This is a genomic window from Brevibacterium sp. Lmc1 (assembly GCF_057654315.1).
The window spans coordinates 796,826-818,809 of record NZ_CM172803.1; the positions used below are offsets into that span (position 1 = coordinate 796,826).

Consider the following 21,984-nt stretch of genomic DNA (forward strand, 5'->3'; position numbering starts at 1 on the left):
TCCTTACTTGTCGTACTTGTCATTGTTCGCCGAGGCGGCCCCGGGGTCGGCCGGAGCCGATCCGTTCGTCAGGGCAGAGTCGGCGGAGACCGCGAGGGAGGAGGCCACGGATGCGGCGGTCTCCCGGGCAGGTTCGGTGGGGACTCGGCGAGTGTAGGCCGAGCGCTTTCCGTAGATCGTCAGCGGCAGCACATCGTGGTCGCCGCGGCCGCGCTGCATCGCTCCGGTGAGCAGGGAGATGAGGTAGCCGAAGACCATGGCGCCGATGAACGCGACGGTGGAGACCGCGAACGGTGTGAGTCCGGCCTGCTCCTGGACGACCCAGGCCAGTGCGGCACCGAGCAGGAGGCCGGCGAGCACTCCCGAGGTGTTCGCCCGCTTCGTGAAGATACCGAGGGCGAAGACGCCGGCCAGTGGGACGCCGAAGAGTCCGGTGATCGAGAGGAACAGGTCCCAGGTCTGGGCCTGATCGGTCGCCGAGAGGTAGAGCGCAACCCCGACGGACAGGGCACCGACGATGACAATGACGGCGCGGGAGAAGCCGACGCCCGTGCGAGGCCGGCCGTCCTTGGGTGGGAAGAAGCGGTCGCGGATGTCGACGGTCACGCAGGCCGAGATCGAGTTGAGGCTCGAGGAGATCGTCGACTGCGCGGCAGCAAAGATCGCGGCGATGAGCAGACCCGAGACACCGGCCGGCAGAGCGGTGACCGCGAAGTAAGGCACGAGCGCCGAGGTGTTGAAGCCTTCCGGCAGAGCCTCCGAGTGCTGGTAGAAGCTGTAGAGCACAGTGCCGATGCCATAGAACAGCGGGATCGTCAGCAGGGCGAGGAAGCCGTTGACGATGAGCGAACGGGCCGTCGACTTCGGCGAATCCGTGGTCTGGTAGCGCTGGACGACGTCCTGGCTGGCCGTGTACTGATGCAGGTTGTTGAAGACCGAACCGAGGAAGACGATCGGGATGGCCGCTGCCGCTCCGCCGAACTTCCAGTTGTCGGCAGAGATGAACTTGTCATCGGCCGCGGCGTCGGCGGCGACCGTGACGAGACCTCCGTCGATGGCCATGACGCCGAAGACGAGGATGACCGCAGCACCCACGAGGAGGATGATGCCCTGGACGACATCGGACCAGATGACGCCCTCGATTCCGCCGAGGAAGGTATAGACGACCGAGAGCACGCCGACGGCTCCGGCGACGAGCGCCGGGTTGATGTCGGTGACCGAACTGATGGCCAGTGTCGGCAGGTAGATGACGATGGCGACGCGGCCGATGTGGAAGAGGACGAAGAGAACCGAGCCGAGCACGCGGATGCTCGGGCCGAAGCGTTCCTCGAGGTACTCGTACGCCGTGGTGACGTCGAGCTTGCGGAAGAACGGGATATAGAAGATCACGAGCAGCGGGACGATCGCGAAGATCGCGATATTGCCGGCTGCATAGGACCAGTCGGCGAGGAAGGCCTGCTCGGGCGTGGACATATACGTGATCGCCGACAGCGTCGTCGCGTAGATGGAGAAGCCCGCCGCCCAGGCAGGGATCCGCCCGCTGGCCTTGAAGAACTCCTCTGTTCCTCCGCTTGCTCTCTTGGTGAACCAGACTCCGATGCCGAGGGTGGCCAAGAGGTAGATGATGATCACGGCCCAGTTGAGGCCGCCGAGTCCCGGAGCGTCCATGCTCCCTCCTCACGTGGATGAACGTAGGGGACCGGCGCGGGCGTGAGTGCGAGCGGAAGTCCCATCTGACTTATAGAACCAACACGTAAGACGTATGATGTCCTATGTTGTGAATGTACGGGAATGTGCGGCACGGCACAACCCGGCAGACGGTGGATGTGTTATCCGCGCTGGTGAGGGTGGGTGGATCATGTGGGGCCGACGACAATCGGGCGCCGCTTATTGAACACTCTTTCAGTTTCCAATACATTCGGTGAAAGACGATGACGTGCAGCAGTCGTGCTGTGAGCCGATTCCATGGCCGAATACGAGGAGACGCGGTGCCCGACCAGCAACCACTTGACGGAGTCACGGTGATCACTCTCGCCGTGAACCTGCCCGGCCCCTTGGCCGCCGCCCGATTGAGCGCCCTGGGAGCCGAGGTCATCAAGGTCGAACCGCTCACCGGCGACCCTCTCGATGCCGCTGTGCCCGAGTACTACCGAGAACTGACCGTCGGCCAGGACATCCGCAGAATCGACCTCAAGGACCCTACCGGCAAGGCAGAGCTCGAGGCCCTCGCCGCCGATGCCCAGGTGCTGCTGACGGCGATGAGACCGCGGGCGGCGGCCGCTCTCGGCCTGCCCGAGCTCGTCGAACAGCATGGGCTTGTCCATGTCGAGATCGTCGGCTTTGCCGGAGACCGCGCCGATGTGCCCGGCCACGACCTCACCTATCAGGCAGCGCATTCCACACTCGTACCCGGCACGATGCCGACCGTGCCCATCGCCGACGTCCTCGGCGGAGAACACGCCGCCCTCGAAGCGCTCGCCGGCCTGCGCCAGAAGGAGCAGCTGGGTGCCGCCGGCGGCATCGTCAAGCGGGTCGTCCTCGACGACGCTGCCGCATGGGCGGCAGGGCCGGCACGGCACGGTCTGAGCTCACCCGGAGGCCACCTCGGCGGGGGATCACCGTTCTATCGGACCTACCCGACGTCCGACGGGCACATCGCCGTCGCCTGCCTCGAGCCCCATTTCGCGAAGGTGCTGGCCGCGCACATCGGCACCGAGGAGGCCGTACTCGAGCGCACCTTCGCCGAGAAGCCGACCGCGCACTGGGTGGAATTCGCCGCAGAGCACGACCTGCCGATCGAACGAGTCGCGCTCGGTTCCGGTCAGAATCCAGGTCGCTATCGGACACTTTCTGCGAACAGGAATATCCGGTGTTGACCTAGATTCGAGTGCTGGTGTCCGATGGTGACCTGAAGTCGGGATGTGCGGTCGAATGCGACGAGGAAGTCTCAGCTCGACAGAGCCCACCTGTACGCCCCCTCAAGGCCGAGCATTCACGGGTGTGGGAAGATTGAGGGCGTGTCGAAAGTACTTGAGATCCTGACCCCGGAGGGCCTTCCGCCGCTTAACGAGAAGCCCGGTGTCTCCTTCATCATGCCGGTCCTCAACGAGGCCGAACACATTGAGCAGGCGATCACCACGATTCTCGCTCAGGAGTACGACGGGGACAAGGAGATCGTCCTCGCCCTCGGCCCCTCGACCGACGATACGAACGCCATCATCGCATCGATGGCTGCGCATGATCCGCGGATCCAGACTGTCGACAATCCGCAGGCCGCGACTCCGATCGGACTCAACCTCGCGATCGCCGCGACCCGACACCCGGTGATCATCCGCGTCGACGCGCACTCCGGACTCGGCGCCGACTACACCAGACAGGCGATCGACACTCTGCGCGAGACGAAGGCCGCGAACTGCGGCGGACTCATGCTCGCCCGCGGCAAGACCTCCTTCCAGAAGGCCGTGGCACGGGCATACATGTCCCCGGTCGGCCTCGGCGGTCCCGCCTACCACTCCGGCGACGAGGCGCAGGAAGCCGAATCGGCCTACCTCGGCGTCTACCGTCGGGAAGTGTTCGACCACCTCGGCGGATTCGACGAAGGCATCAAACGCGGTCAGGACTGGGAACTCAACCTGCGCATCCGCTCCGCCGGCGGCCGCATCTGGTTCAACCCGGACATGGAAGTCACGTACTGGCCGCGCGGCACCTGGTCGAAGATCGCGCAGCAGTTCTGGGCCACCGGAATCTGGCGGGCCGAACTCATCCGCCGCTACGGGTCGCAGAACTCCATCCGCTACTTCGCCCCTCCGCTGCTCGTGCTCGGCATGGGCGCGGCCGTGATCGAGACCCTGCTCCAACTGTCCGGATCGACGAAGCGGTGGCCGAAGTTCCTCCGCCGCTTCACCTCCCTCATCCACGTCCCCAGCTTCGGCTACATCGCCGGAATCCTGGCCACCGCCTCGGCGGCGAAGGACTGCGGACGACGCGAGCGATTCTGGTTCGGTATCGTCCTGCCGACCATGCACCTGTGCTGGGGCGCCGGGTTCCTCCGGGGACTCGTCACCGGAGCCGGAACGACGAAGGACAGCAGCCGATGAGCAAGAAGAAACCGAGCCGGGCCCACCGGGACCGCTACGGCCGCGGCACCAATGATCCGCTGCCGAGCGTCGATCCCGAATCCCGCGAGCGGATTCCCGTGCCCGATCGTCCCGAGCCGAAGAAATTCAACGCACCCCTGTGGGCCGGCGCCATCGTCGTCCTCCTCGTCGCGGGTGTGTTCGCGATGAACATCTTCGGCTCCAAGGACCAGCTGACCGTCGATTCGCTCAACCCACCGGCCGTGGGCGCCCTCGACGGTGGATCGTCGGTGTACCCGGCGAACTCGAAGCTCGCCTTCACCGAGAACGTGAAGTTCGGCTACCTGCCCGCGCCCACACTCACCGCTCTGGGCGACGGCACGATCGTGGCCGCGAACCCGGAGACCGCCGCCGAGGACATGGGCCTGAAGAAGGGCCTCGACGAGCTCGACGCACACGAATTCCTCGACCAGACCATCAAACCGGCCCGCAAGAACACGAGTGCCGGCGATCCCATGACCTGGGACCAGATCGTCGACGAGTTCGGCGGGGACACCGTTTTCATGCCCGCCATCGACTCCGCCGAGGTGGCAACCCCGGCATTGAAGACCATCACCGAGGCGGAGCTCGAGGACTCGACGCTCGTGCGCACCGATGACCCCGAGGTGGCCCGGGCCGCCGCCGATGCGGGAGTCGGCGCCATGTTCACCGGGGACTACACGGTGAGCTCGGCTGAGGACCTCGATTCCGGCGGGTACACGGCAATGGCGGTTCGCGCCGATGATGCGTCGACCTGGGCCGAAACGGATCTGGCCGTCTGGGCCACCGATGTCAAGGACAAGAAGCAGCTCGAGAAGCTCGCCGACGCCGGGGTCACCGGAGCACTGAGTGCGAACCCGTACACGGTGCTGCCGTCCGAAGTGAAGAAGAACTGACTGCGGCCCCGAACTGAACGTGACGCTGGGGCGGACAGCCGCCTCGGCGAGAAAATGTTGACTACGACCCCGACTACGAAGGAGACGCAATGACTCAGCCCATCGGCAACCCGTCACACATCGGCAATCTGGATGCCAGCCAGCTCGGCCCGCAGCCGACCTACCTGCCCGATGACCACCCGGACGTCGACGCTCGCAAACGCATCGACGCAGGTGAAGAGCCAATCGATGTCGCGGCCGCACTGCCGGCCTCGTCCCTGGCCTGGGCAGAACTCGCGGATGAAGCGCACCAGGAAGGCCGCCTCGTCGACGCCTATGCCTATGCCCGCGTCGGTTACCACCGCGGACTCGACGCCCTGCGCGCTGCCGGTTGGCGCGGCGCGGGACCGATCCCGTATTCGCATGAGGTCAACCGCGGATTCCTCCGTGCGCTCTACGCGCTCGGCCGTGCCGCCGGAGCGATCGGCGAAGGCGAAGAGGCCACGCGCATCGAGGAGTTCCTGCACTCGTCCGACCCGAAGGCCGTGGAAGCCATCGGCCGCGGGGAGTAGGCCCGCCGCAGCTTTTTCGGACATATCGGCCTTCGTGGCGCGTGAGCAAACGCACCACGGAGGCCGATTGTGCTTGTCGCCAGGGCGGCGTAGAACTATATGAATGGGTAATGTTTCCGAGACGGTCATGACGGCAGAGCAGCGCAAGATCCTGGCGGTGATGCTCGTCCCGATGTTCATGTCGCTGCTGAGCGTCTCGATCGTCAATGTCATCCTCCCCGACATGCAGCGCTCGATCGGCGCCTCGAATTCGGCGATCCAGTGGGTGCTCTCGGGGTATACGCTCGCGTTCGGCGTGCTGCTCGTGGCCGCCGGCCGAGCCGGTGACCTCTTCGGCCGTGGTCGGCTCTTCGTCATCGGCGTCGGTGTCTTCGCCCTCGGTTCCCTCATCTCGGGACTGTCCCCGGACCCGCTCGTGCTCAACATCGCCCGTGTCGTCATGGGTCTCGGCTCCGGCCTGCTCAGCCCCCAGGGGGTGGGGATGCTCCAACAGTACTTCCACGGCCAGGTGCGCGGTCGCGCCTTCGGGATGTTCGGCACGATCGTCGGTGTCTCCGTGGGCATCGGCCCCGTGCTCGGCGGTGGACTCATCGCTGTTCTCGGCGACGAGTGGGGATGGCGTTCGGCGTTCCTCATCAACGTGCCGATCGCCCTGGCCGCAATCATCCTCGGCCGGTTCTGGCTCCCGAGGAGCGCCTGGGTCGGCGCCGGCACCGATTCCGACTCGCACGGCCGACGCCGCGCCGACTTCGACCCGGTTGGGCTCGTTCTGCTCGGCGTGGGCACGTTGCTGGTCATGCTGCCCTTCCTCGAGCGCAGCGCAGGTGCTTGGATCTACGCCCTCGTCCCGGTCGGCGTCGCCGTCGTCTGGCTGTGGGTGCGGTGGGAGAACCGATACTCCCGCCGAGGCGGATCACCGATGGTCGACATGCAGCTGTTCCGGACACGCAGCTTCGCGTACGGGGCGTCGCTGACGTCCATGTATTTCGTCGGTATGCCCGGCATCTGGGTCATCGTCGCGCTCTATTTGCAGAACGGTCTCGGATTCCCCGCCCTCCATGCGGGCCTCGTCGGTCTGCCCTCGGCGCTGCTCTCGGCGATCGCAGCACAGGCGGCCGGCCGTGTCGTGCTCACCTTCGGCCGGAAGATGGTCGTCCTCGGGGTCGCAATCGGTCTGACCGGGGTCGTCGCCTCGGCGCTCCTCGTGTTGGCGCATGAGGCCTGGGGGATCAGCATCTGGTGGCTGCTCCTCACACTCGGGGTCACCGGCCTCGGGCAGGGCATGGCGATCAGCCCGAATCAGACGCTCACTCTGGCTGAGGTGCCCGTCGAGTATGCGGGCAGCTCGGGCGGTGTGATGCAGACCGGGCAGCGGGTGGGCACGGCCATCGGCATCGCAATCGTCACCGCCGTGTTCTTCGTCGTCCAGCCGGTGGCCGGCTACGGCGCCGCCATCGTCGCGGGCTTCGGGTTCATTGCGCTCGTCATCGTCTTCGCCGGAATCATCGGACTGGTCGATCTTGCTCGCGGTCGGGCCAAGGCCCGGCAGGAGGGGCAGCCGGTCAGGAGCTGAGCCCCGCATCCCGCGCCTGCGATCGGGGCAGGCCCGGCTGTCGCCGGTGAGGAATCGGGCGAAGGGATTGCCGCCTTCCTCGAGATGCGTGCACCGAACTTTACAGCCGCCTCTGCGAAATCCGATGATGGAACTGAAAGAACGAGCGCAAGGAGGCGCAGAATGACTCTCTTCTATGAGGACCTGACCATCGGGCACGGGTGGACGAGCCCGGCGAGGACGATCACCGAATCCGACGTCGTCTCCTTCGCTCAGCTGACCGGGGACTTCCACCCGCTGCACACGAACGAACCCGTCGCGGCGAAGAGCCGGTTCGGCCAGCGCATCGCTCACGGAATGGTCGGGTTGACCTACGCGATCGGACTCATGCTCACCCGCAGCGGCGAGTTCGACGAATCGATCGCCGCGTTCCTCGGCGTCAAGGACTGGCGCTTCAGCGCTCCCGTGTTCTTCGGTGAGACGGTCCATATGCGCTACGAGATCACCGACCGGCGACTGTCGAAATCCGCCCCGTCCGACGGCATCGTCGATTTCCGCGTCGAGGTGCTCAATCAGAACGACGAGGTGGTTCAGGCGGGCACGCTTACGATGCTGGTGTCGGTGCGGCCCGGCTGAGTTCCAGGTTCCGACCGCTGCTGCGCGTTGAGGTCAACGGTCGTCCCGATTGCGACTTAAGTGGGGCCAGATTGCTCGTCTGCTCGAGGTGGGCTCAGTGTTCTAGTGCAACAGTGGGCTGGTCTCAGGCTACCTGCTCATGCAACAGATCAGCCAGGACCTCGGCCGGGGTCGCGAACCCGAGGACCTTCCGCGGCCTGCGGTTGAGCTGATCCTGCATCGCCTGGATCTCCTCGTCAGTAACCGACTCATCGAAGACCGTGCCCTTCGGGTAGTAGTCCCGAACGAGACCGTTGGAGTTCTCATTCGTCGGTCGTTGCCAGGGTGAGTGCGGGTCGCAGAAGTACACCTGGCAATCGGTGGCGACAGTGATCCGCAGATGCTCAGCCATCTCCTGACCCTGGTCCCACGTGAGAGTCGAGAACAACGCTTCCGGCAGGGAAGCGATCATGTCCTGGACTAGTCCGGTGACGGTGACCGATTCGCGGTTGTTCGGCAGTTTCCGGATCAAGGAGAACCGGGACCGGCGTTCGAAGACGGTCACCAGGCCACCGGCGTGGGAATCGACGACGAGATCACCCTCCCAGTGGCCAGGAACAGTGCGGTCGGCAGCTTGTGAGGGACGGTCGGTCAACAAGGCACCATCGAGCCAGGGACGGTTGGACCGACGCGGCAGCTTCGACTGTGGCTTCCTTCCCGTCTGTCCCGATCGGAGGGCTTTGACCACGGCCAGCTCGTGACGCAGGGATCCGCGTCCTTGGACGTAGAGAGCTTGGTAGACCGTTTCGTGGCTCACGTGCAGGTCCTTCCGGTCAGGGTAGTCACGCCGAAGCCTACCGGCGACCTGTTCGGGCGAGCACTTGTCGTTGAGCCCGTTGATCACGTGAGCCCGCAGCCACGGATCCTCGAGACGTGTGCGACGGTGTTTCTTGCGTGCCTGTCGGGCATAGGTGCGGCCGTGGGCGCCGGCGGCACTGTAGACCGGGTGTGGGCTGATTCTGTCGTATTGGATGAGTCGGTTGCGGCGGATCTCTCGGGACACGGTTGACGGAGCAACACCGAGTTGAGTCGCGATGGTTCTCATCGACAATGGCGGATCTGATTGCAGGCCAGCCTGGATCGTCATTCGGTCGGCGATCGTCAGGTGGCGGTAGGCAGGTGGTCGTGGTGGTGCCGGGGCAGCAACGATGGTGGTCGGCATGGACAGTATTCTGCCGGTCCTGCCTTTGGGCAGGCCGAGTCGCCGCGCCCACCGGGTGACGGTGTTGAGGTTGATGCCGAGGTGGTCAGCGATCGCTGATCGTGGTCTGCCTTCGAGGAGGAGCCAGAAGAGTTCGTCGAGGACGTGGAAGGGCAGCCGTGGACGTCTGTAGTGCGTGGTCATGGGGGTGTTCCTTCGTTCAGTGGAAACACCCGGTCTGATAGTGCTGGTCAGACCGGGTGTTGCACTAGAACCTAGAAACCGCCCGTAAGCAGCGGGCAATCTGGCCCCACTTAACTTTCGTCAGCGGGGGAGAGGGGGCTTGTTCGTGCGGGGAGAGGCGCCTGATCGCTCGTCTCGACGAGGGTCCGCGCAGAAGCGAATCGGCGAATTCGGGCTTGGAGGTGGAGCGGCCGGGTCAGTCGCGAGATTCGGGGGCGGTCGCCTCGGCGCGTTCGATGTCCTGGGCGGCGAACACGGCGTCGAGGAGGCCGGGGAAACGGGCGTCGAGATCGTCCTTGCGCAGGGTATTCATGATCTTCGTGCCCTCATATTCCTGGCGGATCACCCCCGCTTCGCGCAGTGTGCGGAAGTGGTAGGTCGCCGTGGACTTCGACACCGGCAGCTCGAAGGTCGCACACGCATGATCGCCGAAAGCGTCGTTGAGTTTGCAGGCGACGGTGCGGCGGACCGGGTCGGCGAGGGCAGCCAGGACGGTGTCGAGTCTCATCTCGTCCCTGCTGGGGTGGTCGAGTGTGCGCATCTGGATCCTCCCATCTCGCCATCGCGTCGATCTCATGTCGTACTCCTCATTGTACGAAATATTTGGTAGTACGAAATTCATCGTAGTAAAGTGCGAACTCGAAGTACGAAGAATCTCATACTTCCAATCGACTACTTTCGACGAGATCACGAGGTTTCATGTCTCATCTGCTGTTCGAACCGCTCACACTGCGCGGCCTGACCTTCCGCAACCGGATCTGGGTTCCGCCCATGTGCCAGTACTCCGTCGAGACTCTTGACGGGGTCCCCGCTCCTTGGCACACCGTCCACTACGGTGCGATGGCCCGCGGCGGAGCCGGCGCCGTCATCGTCGAAGCCACCGGAGTCGCTCCGGAGGCGCGCATCTCGGCCAAGGATCTGGGGCTGTGGAACGACGAACAGCGCGACGCCTTCGTCCCCATCGTCGACTTCCTCCACACCCAGGGCGCGGCCGCCGGCATCCAGCTCGCCCACGCCGGCCGTAAGGCCTCGACCTATCCGGAGTGGGGAACCGACCGCGACGGCAGCCTGCCCGTCGACGAAGGCGGTTGGCAGACCGTGGCTCCGTCCGCACTGGCCTTCGACGGCCTCGCCGAACCGCGAGCACTGACCGAAACGGAGATCGCCGAGGTGGTCGCGGCCTTCCGGTCCTCGGCTCGCCGGGCGATCGAGGCCGGGTTCGACTTCGTCGAGATCCACGCCGCACACGGTTACCTCCTCCATGAGTTCCTGTCGCCCCTGAGCAATACGCGCACCGACTCCTACGGCGGAACCTTGAAGAACCGGGCCCGACTGCTGCTCGACATCGTCGATGCCACCCGCACCGAGGTGGGCGAAGACGTTCCCGTGTTCGTGCGCCTGTCCGCGACGGACTGGACCGACGGTGGGCTCACGCTCGACGACACAGTGGAGGTCGCCGGATGGCTCAAGGAACATGGTGTCGACCTCATCGACGTCTCCTCCGGCGGCAATGTGATGGCGTCGATTCCCGTCGGTCCCGGCTACCAGACGACCCTGGCCGCCGGCGTGCGGCAGGGATCGGGGCTGCCGACCGCGGCCGTCGGCCTCATCAGCGAACCGTTCCAGGGCGAGCACATTCTGGCCACCGGCCAGGCCGATGCGATCCTCGTGGGCCGTGAGTACCTCCGCGATCCGAACTTCGCGCTGCGCGCCGCCGACGCACTGCGCTTCGACATCGACTACCGCCCGGCCCAGTACCACCGCGCGTATAAGTGAGTTGAGGCAGAGTCGCTGGAGCGGCTCAATGCTCATACGCTGACGGCCCAGTTGAAGGTGAAAAGCTCAGATTTGAATATGGGCTCTTCACCTTCAAATGGGCCGTTCGGCGTCTGTGCGGACAGCGTCTCGCCGAGGGTGAGCGTGTGGAGATGTGGCTGAGCCCAGAACGGTCGGTCGCAGCTAAGCCAGGCCGCCGAGCCACATTCCGATCGCCGCGGCCGCCGTGGCGAAGACGAGGGTGCCAATCCCGTTGACCAGGCCGGCGACCCAGCGACGTTCCTGGAGAAGCCGAACAGTCTCGAAGCTCGCCGTCGAAAACGTCGTATAGCCGCCGAGGAATCCCGTGCCGAGCACCAGGTGCCAGGCTTCCGGAAGCAGGTTCGCTCCGGCCAGTCCGGTCAGCAGGCCGAGCACGAGTGATCCCGAGACATTGATGATGATCGTTCCCCACGGCAGGGCCGTGCTCATGCGGGACTTGATGAGTCCGTCGATCAGCATTCGTGATGAGGCGCCGAGTCCGCCGGCGGCGGCAAGGGCGATGAAGACCAGCGGGGTCATCGGGCACCTCCTCGACGCAGCGTCGTCGCCGTGGCGATGCCGGCGAACGTGGCGAGACCGCCGATGAGTACCGTGCCCACCGCGTAGGCAAGACCGATGCCGGGGCTGCTCGCACCGCCCGGATCCGCGCCGAGGAGACCAGCGGTATCCGCGGCCAGCGCGCTGTACGTGGTGAACCCGCCCATGAAACCGGTGCCGACCAGGATCCGTGTTCGGCGACGCCACCCTTCATCGGGACCGCTGCGCGCCAGGGAATCCAGCAGCAGGCCGAGCATGAACGCCCCGAGGATGTTGACCGTGAGGATTGCCCACGGCACATCGCCGAGGGGCGGCAGGCTCAGACTGATCGCCTCGCGTGCCGCGGTTCCGAGTACGCCGCCGATGAACGCGAGCCCCAGATAGGACAGGCGCAGGTGGACCGGCCGGGTCACTGCTCGCCCTCGCCGGCTTGAGTCTCGGCAGCGGGGGAAGCGCCAGGGGTCGGCGACGTCGCAGGGGATTCGGGGTTGCCCATGTCGTCGGTGCCTGTCGCCAGCGGAACGACGACGAGAGGGCGATGCTGGCGCCTTGACAGCTGGATCGCGACCGAGCCGTTGAAGAACTCATGCAGTGAGCCGAGAACACCTGCGCGACGAACGCCGAGGGTGATCATGCGGGCATCGAGCGCCTCGGCGAGCCGGTCGAGTTCCTGTGCCGGTGACCCGGCCAGTGCGCGAGTCGACCAGGCGACATTCGTGCCTTCCAGGGCGGCAGCGATGCGGTCCTGGAGTTCGGGGTCGAACTCGGTGGCTGCCTCGTCGGTGGTGTCCGGATCGATGGGCATCGAGAGCACGGAGCCGTCGGGACGAGTCTCAACGGTGTAGCGGGAGTCGTCGACGTGGGCGCAGACGAGCTCGGCGTCGAAGTGGGCGGCGTAGTCCGCGGCGGCGGCGATCACCTCGGCGGGCTGATCGGGGACGACGCCGAGGATGATGCGGGTGCGTGGCGGCCCGTCGTCTATCGGATCGGGGCTGGCGGTCATGGTCTCTCCTACCTTTCGGGCATGCTGAAGCCGGTCGAGGTAGGGACTGTTGTCGAAGGCGAACACCGAGGTTCCGCCTCCGAGGTTGGGTACGGCGAGCCCCACCGCCGTGCCGCGCAGTCGCGACACCAACATTGTGCCACAGGACCGCAGCGAAAGGGCCGTCGGACGGCCGGCATCCGAAGATGGCCGGCATCCGACGGCCCCCGCTGGGGTATCAGCGCTCGCCGAGCCTCAGCCTTCGCGGATCGTCATCCGGCTCAGTTTGTCGCCGTCGATGATGAAGGCGAATGATGATCGACCGTTGGCATGCGTCGAACGCCAATCGCCGACGACGATGACGTCGTTTCCGTCGACGGTGACCTCCTCTGGCGTGAGGATGCCGGCTGCGCCGATGAACTCCTTGTCGCTCCACGCCTTGATGGCCTCTCGGCCCTGGAACTCTCGGCCCCAGTCATCCACGACTCCGTCAGAGGTGAATGCGTCGAGGAAACCCTGGTCATCGTGAGCGTTGACGGTGTCGATGAAGCCGGCGACGGGTTCGGGAATCTGCAGATCTGACATGTGTGCTCCTGTGGTTTCGAGAGATGGTTGTTGGATGGGTGCTCAGGGGACGGAAGTGTCGTGTCCGCCTCAGCGAGTGGTGTAGCCGCCGTTGGCGAAGATCGTCTGGCCGGTGATCCAGCTGCCTTCCGTGGCGAGGAATCGCACGATCGGTGCGATGTCTTCGATTCGGGTCAGACGGTTGCCCATGCCCTGCGATTTGTGGAACTCCACTCGTTCCGGGGTCTCCTGACCGTAGAAGAAGGGAGTGTCCATGGGCCCGGGCGCGATGGCGGTGACGGAGATGCCGCGGTCGGCATACTCCTTCGCCGCGGCTCGGGTGAAGTGCTCGACCGGACTCTTGCCGCCGGCGTAGGTCGAGTAGCCGTCGGTGAACGCGGCGAGCAGGGCGGTGACGATGGTGACGATCTTCCCATTGTCGGCAAGGTGTCTGCCTGCTTCCTTGATGAAGAAGTACGCGGCCTTCGCGTTGATGTCGAACATCGCGTCGTACTCGTCTTCGGTGGTCTCCGCAAAGGGCTTGCGCAGAACCTTGCCAGTCGTGTTCACCGCGATATCGATGGACCCCAGCGCGGAGACGGCATCGTCGAAGAGCCTCTCGACGTTGGCGGGCTTGGTGAGATCTCCGGTGAGCAGAACGCCCTTCGATCCGCTGGCCTCGACGGCCGCGAGTGTCTCTTCGGCCTCCGGGCGCGTTGATTCCGAGTTGTAGTGGATGGCGATATCGGCTCCGGCTGCGGCGGCCTGTCGAGCGATGAGTCCGCCGAGGTTCTTCCCGCCTCCTGCGATGAGGATGGTCTTGCCTTGCAGAGTCTGTTCAGTCATGGTCTCAACCTCCGTATCGTTGTTACATCGGACTATATCGACGGTACACTATAATATAGCGATATGACAGAAGTTGAGGGAACGGATACACGGACCCGCCTGCTCGAAGCGGCCGCCGACCTCATTGCCGCGACGCCCGGAGAGGACTTCTCTCTGCGCGCGGTCTGCGACGCGGCGGGGGTCAAGATGCCCACTCTGTACCATTTCTTCGGCAACAAGCAGGGACTGGTCGAGGCCGTCGTGGAGCGTGGCTTCGACATGTATCTGTCGGCCAAATCCTCGACCGAATCCAGTGGCGACCCGATTCAGGATCTGCGTCTGGGCTGGGATGCTCACGTCGCCTTCGGCCTGGAGAATCCGGGTTTCTACACCCTCATGTACGGCAAGGTCAGACCCGGCTATTCACCCGAGGCGCAGTCGAAGCCGAGCGAGATTCTGCGCGGTCTGACGCTCAAAGCGGAACAGGACGGACGGCTCGTCGTCGGCCACGAGCAGGCGGCCGCTCATGTGCTCGCCACGAATATCGGCGTCACCCTGCGACTGATCATTCAAGGCAAAAACGATCCCGAACTTTCGGCAGGCGTCCGTGAAGGCGTCCTCGCCGCCATCACCGGAACCGGACAGAGCGAACCGGGCGACGGTCGTCTGGGTCATGCTGTCATCGAACGTGCTGCGGCGAATCCGGACATCCTGGGCGAAACGGAGACTCAGCTCCTCATCCAATGGATCGGCCGCCTCGGCGAGGTCTGAAAACGGTCGCCGAACAGGCGGCCGCGCCCGCCTGTTCGGCCGAGGCGGGGTCGTCGGTTCGGGAGCGCTCGGACGTCGTGGTCGGGCGAGGTCGGAGCCGCCTCGGCGAAGGTGTCGTCCTGGTGATCAGCGCTCTGCGCGGTAGCGGTCGACGGCGCGGCGGAGGCGCTGCAGGCCGTCGTCGATGCGGTCTGGAGCCGCCGAGGCGAAGCACAGGCGCAGCGCGTTCGAGAAGTTCCCGGCCGGCGAGAACGCAGGACCGGGAATGTAGGCCACACCTTCCTCGAGTGCGGTGGTCATGAGGTCTTCGGTGTTGATGGATTCGTCCTCGAAGGTCACCCACAGGAAGAATCCGCCGTCGGGATCGGTGGCTCGGATCTCTCCGGGGAAGAGCCTCTCCAGCCCTTCCGACATCGCAATCTTCCGCTCGCGGTAGGCCTTGCGCAGGACCTCGACGTGCGAGTCGGCGCCGCCTTCGGCCAGCCACCGGGCGATGAGGTGCTGGTTGGGGACGGGGGCGCAGGAGTCCATCGTCTGTTTGGCGTTGACAGCGAGCTCGCGGACCTCGGGATCGACGTCGATCCAGCCGACTCGCAGACCCGGGGCGACGAATTTCGAGAACGTGCGCACCCCGAAGATGAGGGGATCGTTCGGGCTGAGGTCGCTCAGCGCGGGCAGGGACTGACCTTCGAAGCGCAGCATTCCGTACGGGTTGTCCTCGATGATGACCGACCGGTGGCGGTGGGCGAACTCGAGGAGGCGCTCGCGACGCGGCAGCGACATGGTCACGCCAGCGGGGTTCTGGAAGGTCGGGACGGTGTAGATGACCTTCGGGGCGCGCCCGGTGCGCTGTGTGCGCTCCTCGAGGACGTCGATCTGCATGCCTTCTTCGTCGACGGGGATCTCGAGGATCTCCGCCTCGTAGCTCATGGCCGTCGCCGAACCGTTCGTATAGGTCGGCGACTCACAGGCGACGAGGTCACCGGGGGTGACGAAGAGTTTGAACCCGAGATCGAGTCCCTGCATGCCGCCGGAGGTGATGAGGAGACGGTCGCGGTTCCCCTGCTGTTCGGGCGGGATCTGTTCGGTGGCGGCGAGGTAGTCGTGGAGGGCTTCGATGAGGATGGGCTCGCCCTTCGTCTCCCCGTAGGTGAAGTTCTCCGGGGAGAAGACGTCCGAGGCGATGCGGGCGAAGTCCGCGGCCGGGAGCATGTCCGGTGCCGGCGCACCCATGCCGAACTTGACGATGTCATGGTGATATTGGGCGAGCACCGTGGTGGAGGCATCGATGACGGATCCGACGAGCTGATCGCGGCGGCGGGCGTAGGGCAGCGCGGGGGACTGCGATTGGTTCTCGGGCTGGTTCTGCGAAGCACTCGTGGCCGGATGCATTGACGTGGTGGACATGAGCGACCTCCTCTGAGCGGTGATGCCCTGAAGTCGACGGCTCCGGCGACAATGCCAAGGCTCCTGCCCGAACGACGGTGTACGTGGGTCACTTCAGCATAGGGGTGGGGGACGTGGCGGACAAGGATGCTGATCCCCTGCGATTTCGGGCGAGTCGTCGATCAGGTCGGTCCTCCCTCGCCGAGGCGGCTCTACAGTGGGGACATGACAGGCAACGGAGTCGACGCCAACAGCACTTTCGCCATGCGAGAGGCCGACCTGGCCGCACAGTTCACAGCGTTCATCGACGAACACCGACAGCATCTGCTCGGGACCCTCGACGACCTGAGCGAAGACGAAGCGAGGCGATCCCTGGTACCGAGCAGAACCCGCCTGCTGTCTCTGCTCAAACATGCGGTGTTCGTCGAAACAGTCTGGTTCGGTGAAGCAGTCACCGGTCGGAGCCGGGTCGACTACGGGCTGCCTCACGACTCAAAAGACTCCTTCCTCCTAGACTCCTCGGACACGATCGCCAGCGTCTCGGCTGACTACCAGGCCGCCGTGGAGCGCTCGCATTCGGCGATCGAGGGGATGGACCTCGATTCCGTGCTCACCGGTCATCGGGCCGGGCCGATGCCGCTGCGATGGGTGCTTCTCCATGTCCTGCGGGAGCTCGCCCAACATTGCGGGCACGCGGACATCCTCCGCGAGCAGATCCTCGCCGAACGGGGGAGACGCGGCGGATGGTCCGGTGTCGCGCGCTAGGGAAGGGCCTCCTCGGCGAGTCGGGGTGGTGCGTGACGGCGGAGCCGCCTCGGCGATCTGACGCTCCCGATGGCGGCTGTGTCGGTGTGACCCAGTAGACTTGGGGAGTAATGACATCCCCTTTTCACTTCGAGGTGAAGCACTCTCATGCCAGCAATCGTTGTCGTCGGCGCTCAGTGGGGCGACGAAGGTAAAGGTAAGACCACCGATATCCTCGGCACCAGCGTCGACTACGTGGTCAAGCCCAATGGTGGGAACAACGCCGGCCACACGGTTGTCGTCGGAGGGGAGAAGTACGAACTCAAGCTTCTGCCGGCGGGCATCCTCTCGCCGAATGTCACCCCGGTCATCGGCAACGGCGTCGTCGTCAACCTCGAGGCGCTCTTCGAGGAGATCGATGCCCTCGAGTCCCGTGGCGCGGACACGTCGAAGCTGCGGATCTCGGCGAATGCCCACCTCGTGGCTCCGTACCACCAGACGCTGGACAAGGTGACCGAGCGGTTCCTCGGCAAGCGGGCCATCGGCACCACCGGCCGCGGCATCGGACCGGCCTATATGGACAAGATCGGTCGCCTGGGCATCCGCGTCCAGGACGTCTTCGACGAGTCCATCCTGCGTCAGAAGATCGAAGGGTCGCTGCGGCAGAAGAACGAACTGCTCGTCAAGGTCTACAACCGTCGTGCCGTGTCGGTCGAAGAGATCGTCGAATACTTCGAACCCTTCATCGAACGCCTGCGCCCCTACGTCGCCGAGACCGAGCTCATGCTCAACGAGGCACTCGACCGCGGTGAGGTCGTCGTCATGGAGGGTGGTCAGGCGACCATGCTCGACGTCGACCACGGCACGTACCCCTTCGTCACCTCGTCGAACCCGACCGCCGGCGGATCCTGTGTGGGCACCGGCATCGGCCCGACCCGAATCAACCGCGTCGTCGGCATCGTCAAGGCGTACACCACTCGTGTGGGCGCCGGACCGTTCCCGACCGAACTCTTCGATGAGATGGGCGAATACCTGCAGAAGGCCGGTGGAGAATTCGGTGTCAATACCGGCCGTCCGCGCCGCTGCGGCTGGTACGACGCGGTCATCGCCCGCTACGCCGCGCGCACCAACGGCTTCACCGACTATGTGCTGACCAAGCTCGACGTGCTCACCGGCATCGACCGGATCCCGGTCTGTGTCGCCTACGACGTCGACGGGCAGCGCCAGGACGAGATGCCGGTGTCGCAGACCGAGTTCCACCATGCGAAGCCGATCTTCGAGTACTTCGACGGCTGGACCGAGGACATCACGAAGGCTCGGACCTTCGACGACCTGCCGGAGAACGCGCAGAAGTACGTGCTCGCACTCGAGGAGCTCTCGGGTTGCCGGATGTCGGTCATCGGCGTCGGCCCCGATCGCGAACAGTCGATCGTGCGTCACGACCTCCTGGACTGAGGTCTCAACAGAACTGAACAGTTGAGGGCGGGGCTGACAGACCATGTCGGCCCCGCCCTTCGCTGTCTGCACAGTGATGCGGGCGGCTAGCCCCGCAGTTTTCGGATGGACTCGATGGCACCGTCGTAGGCGGCGGCGATGTCGACGAGGTCGATCCGGTCCGGCAAGTCCCCGGAGGGCTGATGGCTGAGGAGGAATTCCACGGTCGCGCGGACGGTGGCCTCGTCGTTGTCCAAGACCCCGTCGGAGACGTCTTCGGCATCGTCGAACATCAGAACGATCTCGTCGGTTCCCGTCGCCGTGTGGATTCGGGCCAGGAATTCGCCCGTGTCCTGCATCTCGACGTCGATCTTCTCGCCAGCCATTTCGACCTCCCACTGCTCGGCCCACGCGGTTCGGTTCATCCGACGGCGCGGCCCAATCGACTGCGTCCATTCCTGCTCTTCAGCATAGACCTGACTTGCGACCCCTTGGGCAGACGTGCAGAAGTGGGGCCAATAACGGAGCACGCCACCGATTCTCGCCAGGCACGTGTCGAGTTTGAGGGCCGAAGACGACGAGAATGCCCTCAGTTGGGCGATCATGGTGGCTCTGCCAAGAAATGTGTCATGTGTCCCTGTGGACCATCGAATTGAGATGGTACTCGAATTGTAAACTGCTCGACAGTCCGAGAAGACTTGGAGTGGTCTACTCATCAGTAATGTAAGCCGGCGCACAATTGGTGTGTAAAAATGCAGTCTTGGAAAGCGAGATATTCTTTTGTTTCTCTTGTGGGAAGAATGTGGTGATGTGAGGCTGACAGGTACCTTCTATGAAAGAGGTCCAATTGGCGCTCAAAGATGCCTTTAGGAGTCCAGCAACGTCGCTGGATGACCAGATGGAAAGTTACGCAACGGAAAGGGTTCCCCGATCGCAAAGGTGGCCTGCCTTTGCAATCCTGCTGATATTGACCGGAAACGTCACTGCAATGTTCTGGTTTACTCTCGGTGGGCAAATCGGGTTCCTGGTTGGCTGGCCCCTGATGCTCATTCCGATCGGATACCTGGTGGTCGTATCGACTGTCCTCGGATCGCTGATCATGAGAATTGCGTCCAGGGAAGGTCTGAGCCTTGTGCTTCTGACTCGAGGTCTCGGGTTCGGAGCGAAAGGTTCTGCCGTAGCCTCGTTCATCTACGGAATTAACTACATCTTCTACTTCATTTTTGAGGGAAGCATCGTTTCTCATGCATTGAGTCAATACTTCGGTGTGGGACAGAACTCGGTTACCGCTAGCGTAATATTTGCTTTAGTCGGAGCTGCTGCGTTGTTCTTCGCTTGGCGAGGAATGCATTCCATGAACATTCTTCAGAGATTTGGGATGCCGATCTTTCTGATTCTGTTTGCTGTCGGCATTTTCATGCTCTCCCAGGGGCACGCACTGGTCGGCCCCGGCCAGTGGGAATCCCTGACGCCCAATGACCCGACCGTCATGTGGCAGGCCTTCTCGCTTGTGAACGGGCAAATCGTCTTCCAAGCCCTACTTGCGACCGACTATGGAAGGTTTTCGCGACCGCAGATCGGCTACAAAGGCACTGCCGGGATCATGTTCGGAGAAATGATGATGATCGCGGTAGTGCTGGTGCTTGGTTCCTTCCTTGCGTTCACCATCTACCCGAGCATCACAGAAGGTGACCCGGTGCTTTACTCGACGGACCCAGGTTTCGTATTCGCCCTCATTATGGGTCTACTTGGCGTGATTTTCGCTATCATCACTCAGATCAGAATTAACGTCATGAACCTCTACTCTGGCTCCCTAGCGTTCTCGAACACTTGGGACGCTTTTGCGAAGAAGCCGATTCGGCGGAATTGGTGGATGGTCGGTCTGCTGGCTCTTGGCATCGTCCTCTACCCGGTCAACGTCCTTCAGTACACCGACACCTTCTTGGCTGTTACCGGGATCATGACCAATACGTGGATCTTTATACTCCTGTCGGACTATTTCATCTGCCGAAAGGGCCTCAAGCTGGCACCTGCGGAAAAGATTGAGTACGACGAGCGTGTCATCCGGGATTGGAATCCTTGCGGGATGATTGCAATGGCGATTGCTGTGGCTCTAGGAGCCTGTGGACTCGCTGGCCTCTACCCGATCTATTACGCGTCATTCATTGCAATGATTTCAGGACCCATCACCCACGTTCTATTGACCGCTCTGACTAGGGGCAGATTCTATTCCCCGAAGACCTCACGCAGTAGTGACCAGGTTCTAGAAGGAGAAACCAATGCCAACTGACCAGCTGCATTTCGAGTCTATCGAAGGAATCTCGAGCCGGATTGCTCGGCGCGAACTCTCTTCGCGAGAAGTTGTTGAACACATGTTCACCCGCATCAGCGAAGTAGACCCAATCCTCGGCGCCTACTCATCGATCAATTCCGATTCTGCCCGAGTTGAAGCTGATCAGTTGGATCGCGACTACGCGGACGGCAGATGGAGAGGGCCGTTGCATGGAGTGCCCGTAGCGGTCAAAGATATCTACGGAGACGCGGGACACCCATTCGAGATCGGGATGCCGAGTCGGCAAGGTCTCACCGCGCCGGTCACTGCAACCGTGGTGGACCGTCTTAGGGAAGCGGGCGCGGTCATCCTCGGTCGTGTTCACACCACTGAGGGTGTGTATGGCGAACATACGCTGCCTTTCGAACCTCCACGCAATCCCTGGGGGCTTGACCGGTGGGTTGGGGTCTCCTCGAGCGGTAGCGGATCCTCAACTGCAGGAGGACTGGCCATTGCTACTTTGGGGTCAGACACTGGCGGGTCGATCCGCATGCCATCTTCGGCAAATGGCGTGACGGGCCTGAAACCCACCTGGGGCCGCTGCAGCCGCTATGGCGTCTTTGAACTTGCGGCCACCCTCGACCACGTTGGACCGATGGCACGATCGGCACGTGATGCGGGACTAATGCTGGAAGCTATCGCCGGATTCGACCCAAAGGATCCGACTTCGTTATCAGTACCCGTGGACGACTTCGGTCTCCATGCCAGCCGGGATCTGAGTGGATTGAGGATCGGCGTCGACTATTCATGGGCGCTCACCGACGTGTCTCCCAGTGTTCATCGCAGCCTGCTGTCTGCCATCGACACTTTCGAAGCATTAGGTGCATTGATCGTTCCAATCAGCTTTCCAGATCCCGAGGAGATCAACGAAGACTGGTTTACCGTCTGCGGAGTCCAGACTGCTCGTGCGCATGGCGGATGGTTTGACTCCCATCTCGACCAGTACGGGGACGCACTCGCCGAGGTGATCCAGATTGGGCGGAACGTCACAGCAGTTGAATATCAAGAGGTGCTTAGGAGGCGCGACGATTTCAAAGGCAATGTCGCGCATGTGCTTTCCACTGTCGACGCCATGCTGATCCCAGGGCTGCCCTATGAGGCGCCTCCGGCCGCAGAGATGATGAAGATGGGGGCCGACCAGCTGGCTGAGGTGCATCGCTACACCGTTCCGTTCACAATGAGTCAGATGCCGACTATTACGTTCCCGACCGGCTTTACTGAGGCCGAAGGACTTCCTGTGGCTGGACAATTAGTCGGCGGTGCTTTGAGCGAAAAGAAGCTGGTGAGAATCGCCGATGCGTTCCAGCAGGTGACCGATTTTCACCGGAAGCACCCTGAGGTCGGAAAAGGCCTCTAAGTAGCAATGCCGATTGAGCACTGCGGAGGAGGCCACGCGACTTTGCTGGTCTCCTCCGCCT

Annotated in this window: 22 protein-coding genes; 12 read left to right on the top strand and 10 right to left on the bottom strand. The window is 63.6% G+C overall.

What is annotated here, in order from left to right; translation table 11 throughout:
- Positions 1-3: 3 nt before the first annotated feature.
- The gene (locus AC239G_RS03390; RefSeq protein ID WP_139469885.1) at positions 4-1,668 is read right to left on the bottom strand and encodes a sodium:solute symporter family protein; all 1,665 of its coding nucleotides are present in this window, start codon (positions 1,666-1,668) and stop codon (positions 4-6) included.
- 320 nt (positions 1,669-1,988) lie between these two features.
- On the opposite strand from AC239G_RS03390, the gene AC239G_RS03395 reads away from it, so the two are divergent.
- From AC239G_RS03395 to AC239G_RS03420, 6 genes are all read left to right on the top strand, one after another.
- On the top strand, positions 1,989-2,876 hold the full coding sequence (locus AC239G_RS03395; protein WP_482401399.1) for a CoA transferase: 888 nt from the start codon (positions 1,989-1,991) through the stop codon (positions 2,874-2,876).
- 141 nt (positions 2,877-3,017) lie between these two features.
- Positions 3,018-4,097 (top strand): glycosyltransferase family 2 protein, encoded by a 1,080-nt coding sequence (locus AC239G_RS03400; RefSeq protein WP_482401400.1) that lies wholly within the window; start codon positions 3,018-3,020, stop codon positions 4,095-4,097.
- On the top strand, positions 4,094-5,011 hold the full coding sequence (locus tag AC239G_RS03405; protein ID WP_482401401.1) for a hypothetical protein: 918 nt from the start codon (positions 4,094-4,096) through the stop codon (positions 5,009-5,011). The genes AC239G_RS03400 and AC239G_RS03405 overlap by 4 nt, the downstream gene beginning before the upstream one ends.
- Positions 5,012-5,100: 89 nt before the next feature.
- Positions 5,101-5,562 (top strand): DUF3151 domain-containing protein, encoded by a 462-nt coding sequence (locus AC239G_RS03410; RefSeq protein WP_482401402.1) that lies wholly within the window; start codon positions 5,101-5,103, stop codon positions 5,560-5,562.
- A gap of 103 nt (positions 5,563-5,665) precedes the next feature.
- Positions 5,666-7,135 carry an MFS transporter gene (locus AC239G_RS03415; RefSeq protein ID WP_482401403.1) on the top strand — a complete coding sequence of 490 codons (1,470 nt, stop codon included), beginning with the start codon at positions 5,666-5,668 and terminating at the stop codon, positions 7,133-7,135.
- Between the two features lie 162 nt (positions 7,136-7,297).
- A complete protein-coding gene (locus tag AC239G_RS03420; protein WP_482401404.1) occupies positions 7,298-7,750 on the top strand; it encodes a MaoC/PaaZ C-terminal domain-containing protein in 453 nt (150 codons plus the stop codon).
- Between the two features lie 124 nt (positions 7,751-7,874).
- On the opposite strand, the gene AC239G_RS03425 is transcribed toward AC239G_RS03420, so the two are convergent.
- Both AC239G_RS03425 and AC239G_RS03430 read right to left on the bottom strand, forming a co-directional pair.
- Positions 7,875-9,134 carry an IS30 family transposase gene (locus tag AC239G_RS03425; protein WP_139470450.1) on the bottom strand — a complete coding sequence of 420 codons (1,260 nt, stop codon included), beginning with the start codon at positions 9,132-9,134 and terminating at the stop codon, positions 7,875-7,877.
- 235 nt (positions 9,135-9,369) lie between these two features.
- A complete protein-coding gene (locus tag AC239G_RS03430; protein WP_487489820.1) occupies positions 9,370-9,750 on the bottom strand; it encodes an ArsR/SmtB family transcription factor in 381 nt (126 codons plus the stop codon).
- Between the two features lie 122 nt (positions 9,751-9,872).
- Between AC239G_RS03430 and AC239G_RS03435 the strand changes: the two genes are divergently transcribed.
- Positions 9,873-10,949: an NADH:flavin oxidoreductase/NADH oxidase gene (locus tag AC239G_RS03435; RefSeq protein ID WP_139469892.1), complete on the top strand. Its 1,077-nt coding sequence runs from the start codon at positions 9,873-9,875 to the stop codon at positions 10,947-10,949.
- Between the two features lie 183 nt (positions 10,950-11,132).
- On the opposite strand, the gene crcB is transcribed toward AC239G_RS03435, so the two are convergent.
- From crcB to AC239G_RS03460, 5 genes are all read right to left on the bottom strand, one after another.
- Complete coding sequence (gene crcB, locus AC239G_RS03440) at positions 11,133-11,510, bottom strand: fluoride efflux transporter CrcB (RefSeq protein ID WP_487489821.1); 378 nt, start codon at positions 11,508-11,510, stop codon at positions 11,133-11,135.
- On the bottom strand, positions 11,507-11,941 hold the full coding sequence (locus AC239G_RS03445) for a fluoride efflux transporter FluC (protein ID WP_180345682.1): 435 nt from the start codon (positions 11,939-11,941) through the stop codon (positions 11,507-11,509). Before AC239G_RS03445 ends, crcB begins: the two co-directional genes overlap by 4 nt.
- The gene (locus AC239G_RS03450; RefSeq protein WP_487489822.1) at positions 11,938-12,666 is read right to left on the bottom strand and encodes a universal stress protein; all 729 of its coding nucleotides are present in this window, start codon (positions 12,664-12,666) and stop codon (positions 11,938-11,940) included. Before AC239G_RS03450 ends, AC239G_RS03445 begins: the two co-directional genes overlap by 4 nt.
- A gap of 99 nt (positions 12,667-12,765) precedes the next feature.
- A complete protein-coding gene (locus AC239G_RS03455) occupies positions 12,766-13,095 on the bottom strand; it encodes a nuclear transport factor 2 family protein (RefSeq protein WP_487489823.1) in 330 nt (109 codons plus the stop codon).
- Between the two features lie 69 nt (positions 13,096-13,164).
- Complete coding sequence (locus tag AC239G_RS03460; RefSeq protein ID WP_487489824.1) at positions 13,165-13,920, bottom strand: SDR family oxidoreductase; 756 nt, start codon at positions 13,918-13,920, stop codon at positions 13,165-13,167.
- Positions 13,921-13,983: 63 nt separating this feature from the next.
- On the opposite strand from AC239G_RS03460, the gene AC239G_RS03465 reads away from it, so the two are divergent.
- A complete protein-coding gene (locus AC239G_RS03465; protein ID WP_172174944.1) occupies positions 13,984-14,670 on the top strand; it encodes a TetR/AcrR family transcriptional regulator in 687 nt (228 codons plus the stop codon).
- 126 nt (positions 14,671-14,796) lie between these two features.
- Here AC239G_RS03465 and AC239G_RS03470 read toward each other — a convergent pair whose 3' ends face one another.
- Positions 14,797-16,077 carry an aminotransferase-like domain-containing protein gene (locus tag AC239G_RS03470; RefSeq protein WP_259358778.1) on the bottom strand — a complete coding sequence of 427 codons (1,281 nt, stop codon included), beginning with the start codon at positions 16,075-16,077 and terminating at the stop codon, positions 14,797-14,799.
- A gap of 204 nt (positions 16,078-16,281) precedes the next feature.
- On the opposite strand from AC239G_RS03470, the gene AC239G_RS03475 reads away from it, so the two are divergent.
- Positions 16,282-16,821 carry a DinB family protein gene (locus AC239G_RS03475; RefSeq protein ID WP_248284081.1) on the top strand — a complete coding sequence of 180 codons (540 nt, stop codon included), beginning with the start codon at positions 16,282-16,284 and terminating at the stop codon, positions 16,819-16,821.
- A 147-nt stretch (positions 16,822-16,968) separates the two neighbouring features.
- The gene (locus AC239G_RS03480; RefSeq protein ID WP_139469898.1) at positions 16,969-18,255 is read left to right on the top strand and encodes an adenylosuccinate synthase; all 1,287 of its coding nucleotides are present in this window, start codon (positions 16,969-16,971) and stop codon (positions 18,253-18,255) included.
- An 86-nt stretch (positions 18,256-18,341) separates the two neighbouring features.
- On the opposite strand, the gene AC239G_RS03485 is transcribed toward AC239G_RS03480, so the two are convergent.
- On the bottom strand, positions 18,342-18,620 hold the full coding sequence (locus AC239G_RS03485) for a hypothetical protein (RefSeq protein ID WP_139469899.1): 279 nt from the start codon (positions 18,618-18,620) through the stop codon (positions 18,342-18,344).
- A 446-nt stretch (positions 18,621-19,066) separates the two neighbouring features.
- On the opposite strand from AC239G_RS03485, the gene AC239G_RS03490 reads away from it, so the two are divergent.
- Positions 19,067-20,524 carry a purine-cytosine permease family protein gene (locus tag AC239G_RS03490; RefSeq protein WP_482401416.1) on the top strand — a complete coding sequence of 486 codons (1,458 nt, stop codon included), beginning with the start codon at positions 19,067-19,069 and terminating at the stop codon, positions 20,522-20,524.
- On the top strand, positions 20,514-21,923 hold the full coding sequence (locus tag AC239G_RS03495) for an amidase (protein ID WP_139469901.1): 1,410 nt from the start codon (positions 20,514-20,516) through the stop codon (positions 21,921-21,923). Before AC239G_RS03490 ends, AC239G_RS03495 begins: the two co-directional genes overlap by 11 nt.
- The last annotated feature ends 61 nt before the right edge of the window (positions 21,924-21,984 follow it).

What these genes read in the sequence shown, in the direction of transcription:
- AC239G_RS03470 (WP_259358778.1), bottom strand. Translation starts at nt 16,077, where the DNA reads ATGTCCACCACGTCAATGCATCCGGCCACGAGTGCTTCGCAGAACCAG.
- AC239G_RS03420 (WP_482401404.1), top strand. Translation starts at nt 7,298, where the DNA reads ATGACTCTCTTCTATGAGGACCTGACCATCGGGCACGGGTGGACGAGC.
- AC239G_RS03495 (WP_139469901.1), top strand. Translation starts at nt 20,514, where the DNA reads ATGCCAACTGACCAGCTGCATTTCGAGTCTATCGAAGGAATCTCGAGC.
- AC239G_RS03435 (WP_139469892.1), top strand. Translation starts at nt 9,873, where the DNA reads ATGTCTCATCTGCTGTTCGAACCGCTCACACTGCGCGGCCTGACCTTC.
- AC239G_RS03405 (WP_482401401.1), top strand. Translation starts at nt 4,094, where the DNA reads ATGAGCAAGAAGAAACCGAGCCGGGCCCACCGGGACCGCTACGGCCGC.
- AC239G_RS03390 (WP_139469885.1), bottom strand. Translation starts at nt 1,668, where the DNA reads ATGGACGCTCCGGGACTCGGCGGCCTCAACTGGGCCGTGATCATCATC.
- AC239G_RS03415 (WP_482401403.1), top strand. Translation starts at nt 5,666, where the DNA reads ATGGGTAATGTTTCCGAGACGGTCATGACGGCAGAGCAGCGCAAGATC.
- crcB (WP_487489821.1), bottom strand. Translation starts at nt 11,510, where the DNA reads ATGACCCCGCTGGTCTTCATCGCCCTTGCCGCCGCCGGCGGACTCGGC.
- AC239G_RS03465 (WP_172174944.1), top strand. Translation starts at nt 13,984, where the DNA reads ATGACAGAAGTTGAGGGAACGGATACACGGACCCGCCTGCTCGAAGCG.
- AC239G_RS03490 (WP_482401416.1), top strand. Translation starts at nt 19,067, where the DNA reads ATGAAAGAGGTCCAATTGGCGCTCAAAGATGCCTTTAGGAGTCCAGCA.
- AC239G_RS03410 (WP_482401402.1), top strand. Translation starts at nt 5,101, where the DNA reads ATGACTCAGCCCATCGGCAACCCGTCACACATCGGCAATCTGGATGCC.
- AC239G_RS03455 (WP_487489823.1), bottom strand. Translation starts at nt 13,095, where the DNA reads ATGTCAGATCTGCAGATTCCCGAACCCGTCGCCGGCTTCATCGACACC.
- AC239G_RS03425 (WP_139470450.1), bottom strand. Translation starts at nt 9,134, where the DNA reads ATGACCACGCACTACAGACGTCCACGGCTGCCCTTCCACGTCCTCGAC.
- AC239G_RS03450 (WP_487489822.1), bottom strand. Translation starts at nt 12,666, where the DNA reads ATGTTGGTGTCGCGACTGCGCGGCACGGCGGTGGGGCTCGCCGTACCC.
- AC239G_RS03460 (WP_487489824.1), bottom strand. Translation starts at nt 13,920, where the DNA reads ATGACTGAACAGACTCTGCAAGGCAAGACCATCCTCATCGCAGGAGGC.
- AC239G_RS03480 (WP_139469898.1), top strand. Translation starts at nt 16,969, where the DNA reads ATGCCAGCAATCGTTGTCGTCGGCGCTCAGTGGGGCGACGAAGGTAAA.
- AC239G_RS03430 (WP_487489820.1), bottom strand. Translation starts at nt 9,750, where the DNA reads ATGAGATCGACGCGATGGCGAGATGGGAGGATCCAGATGCGCACACTC.
- AC239G_RS03475 (WP_248284081.1), top strand. Translation starts at nt 16,282, where the DNA reads ATGACAGGCAACGGAGTCGACGCCAACAGCACTTTCGCCATGCGAGAG.
- AC239G_RS03485 (WP_139469899.1), bottom strand. Translation starts at nt 18,620, where the DNA reads ATGGCTGGCGAGAAGATCGACGTCGAGATGCAGGACACGGGCGAATTC.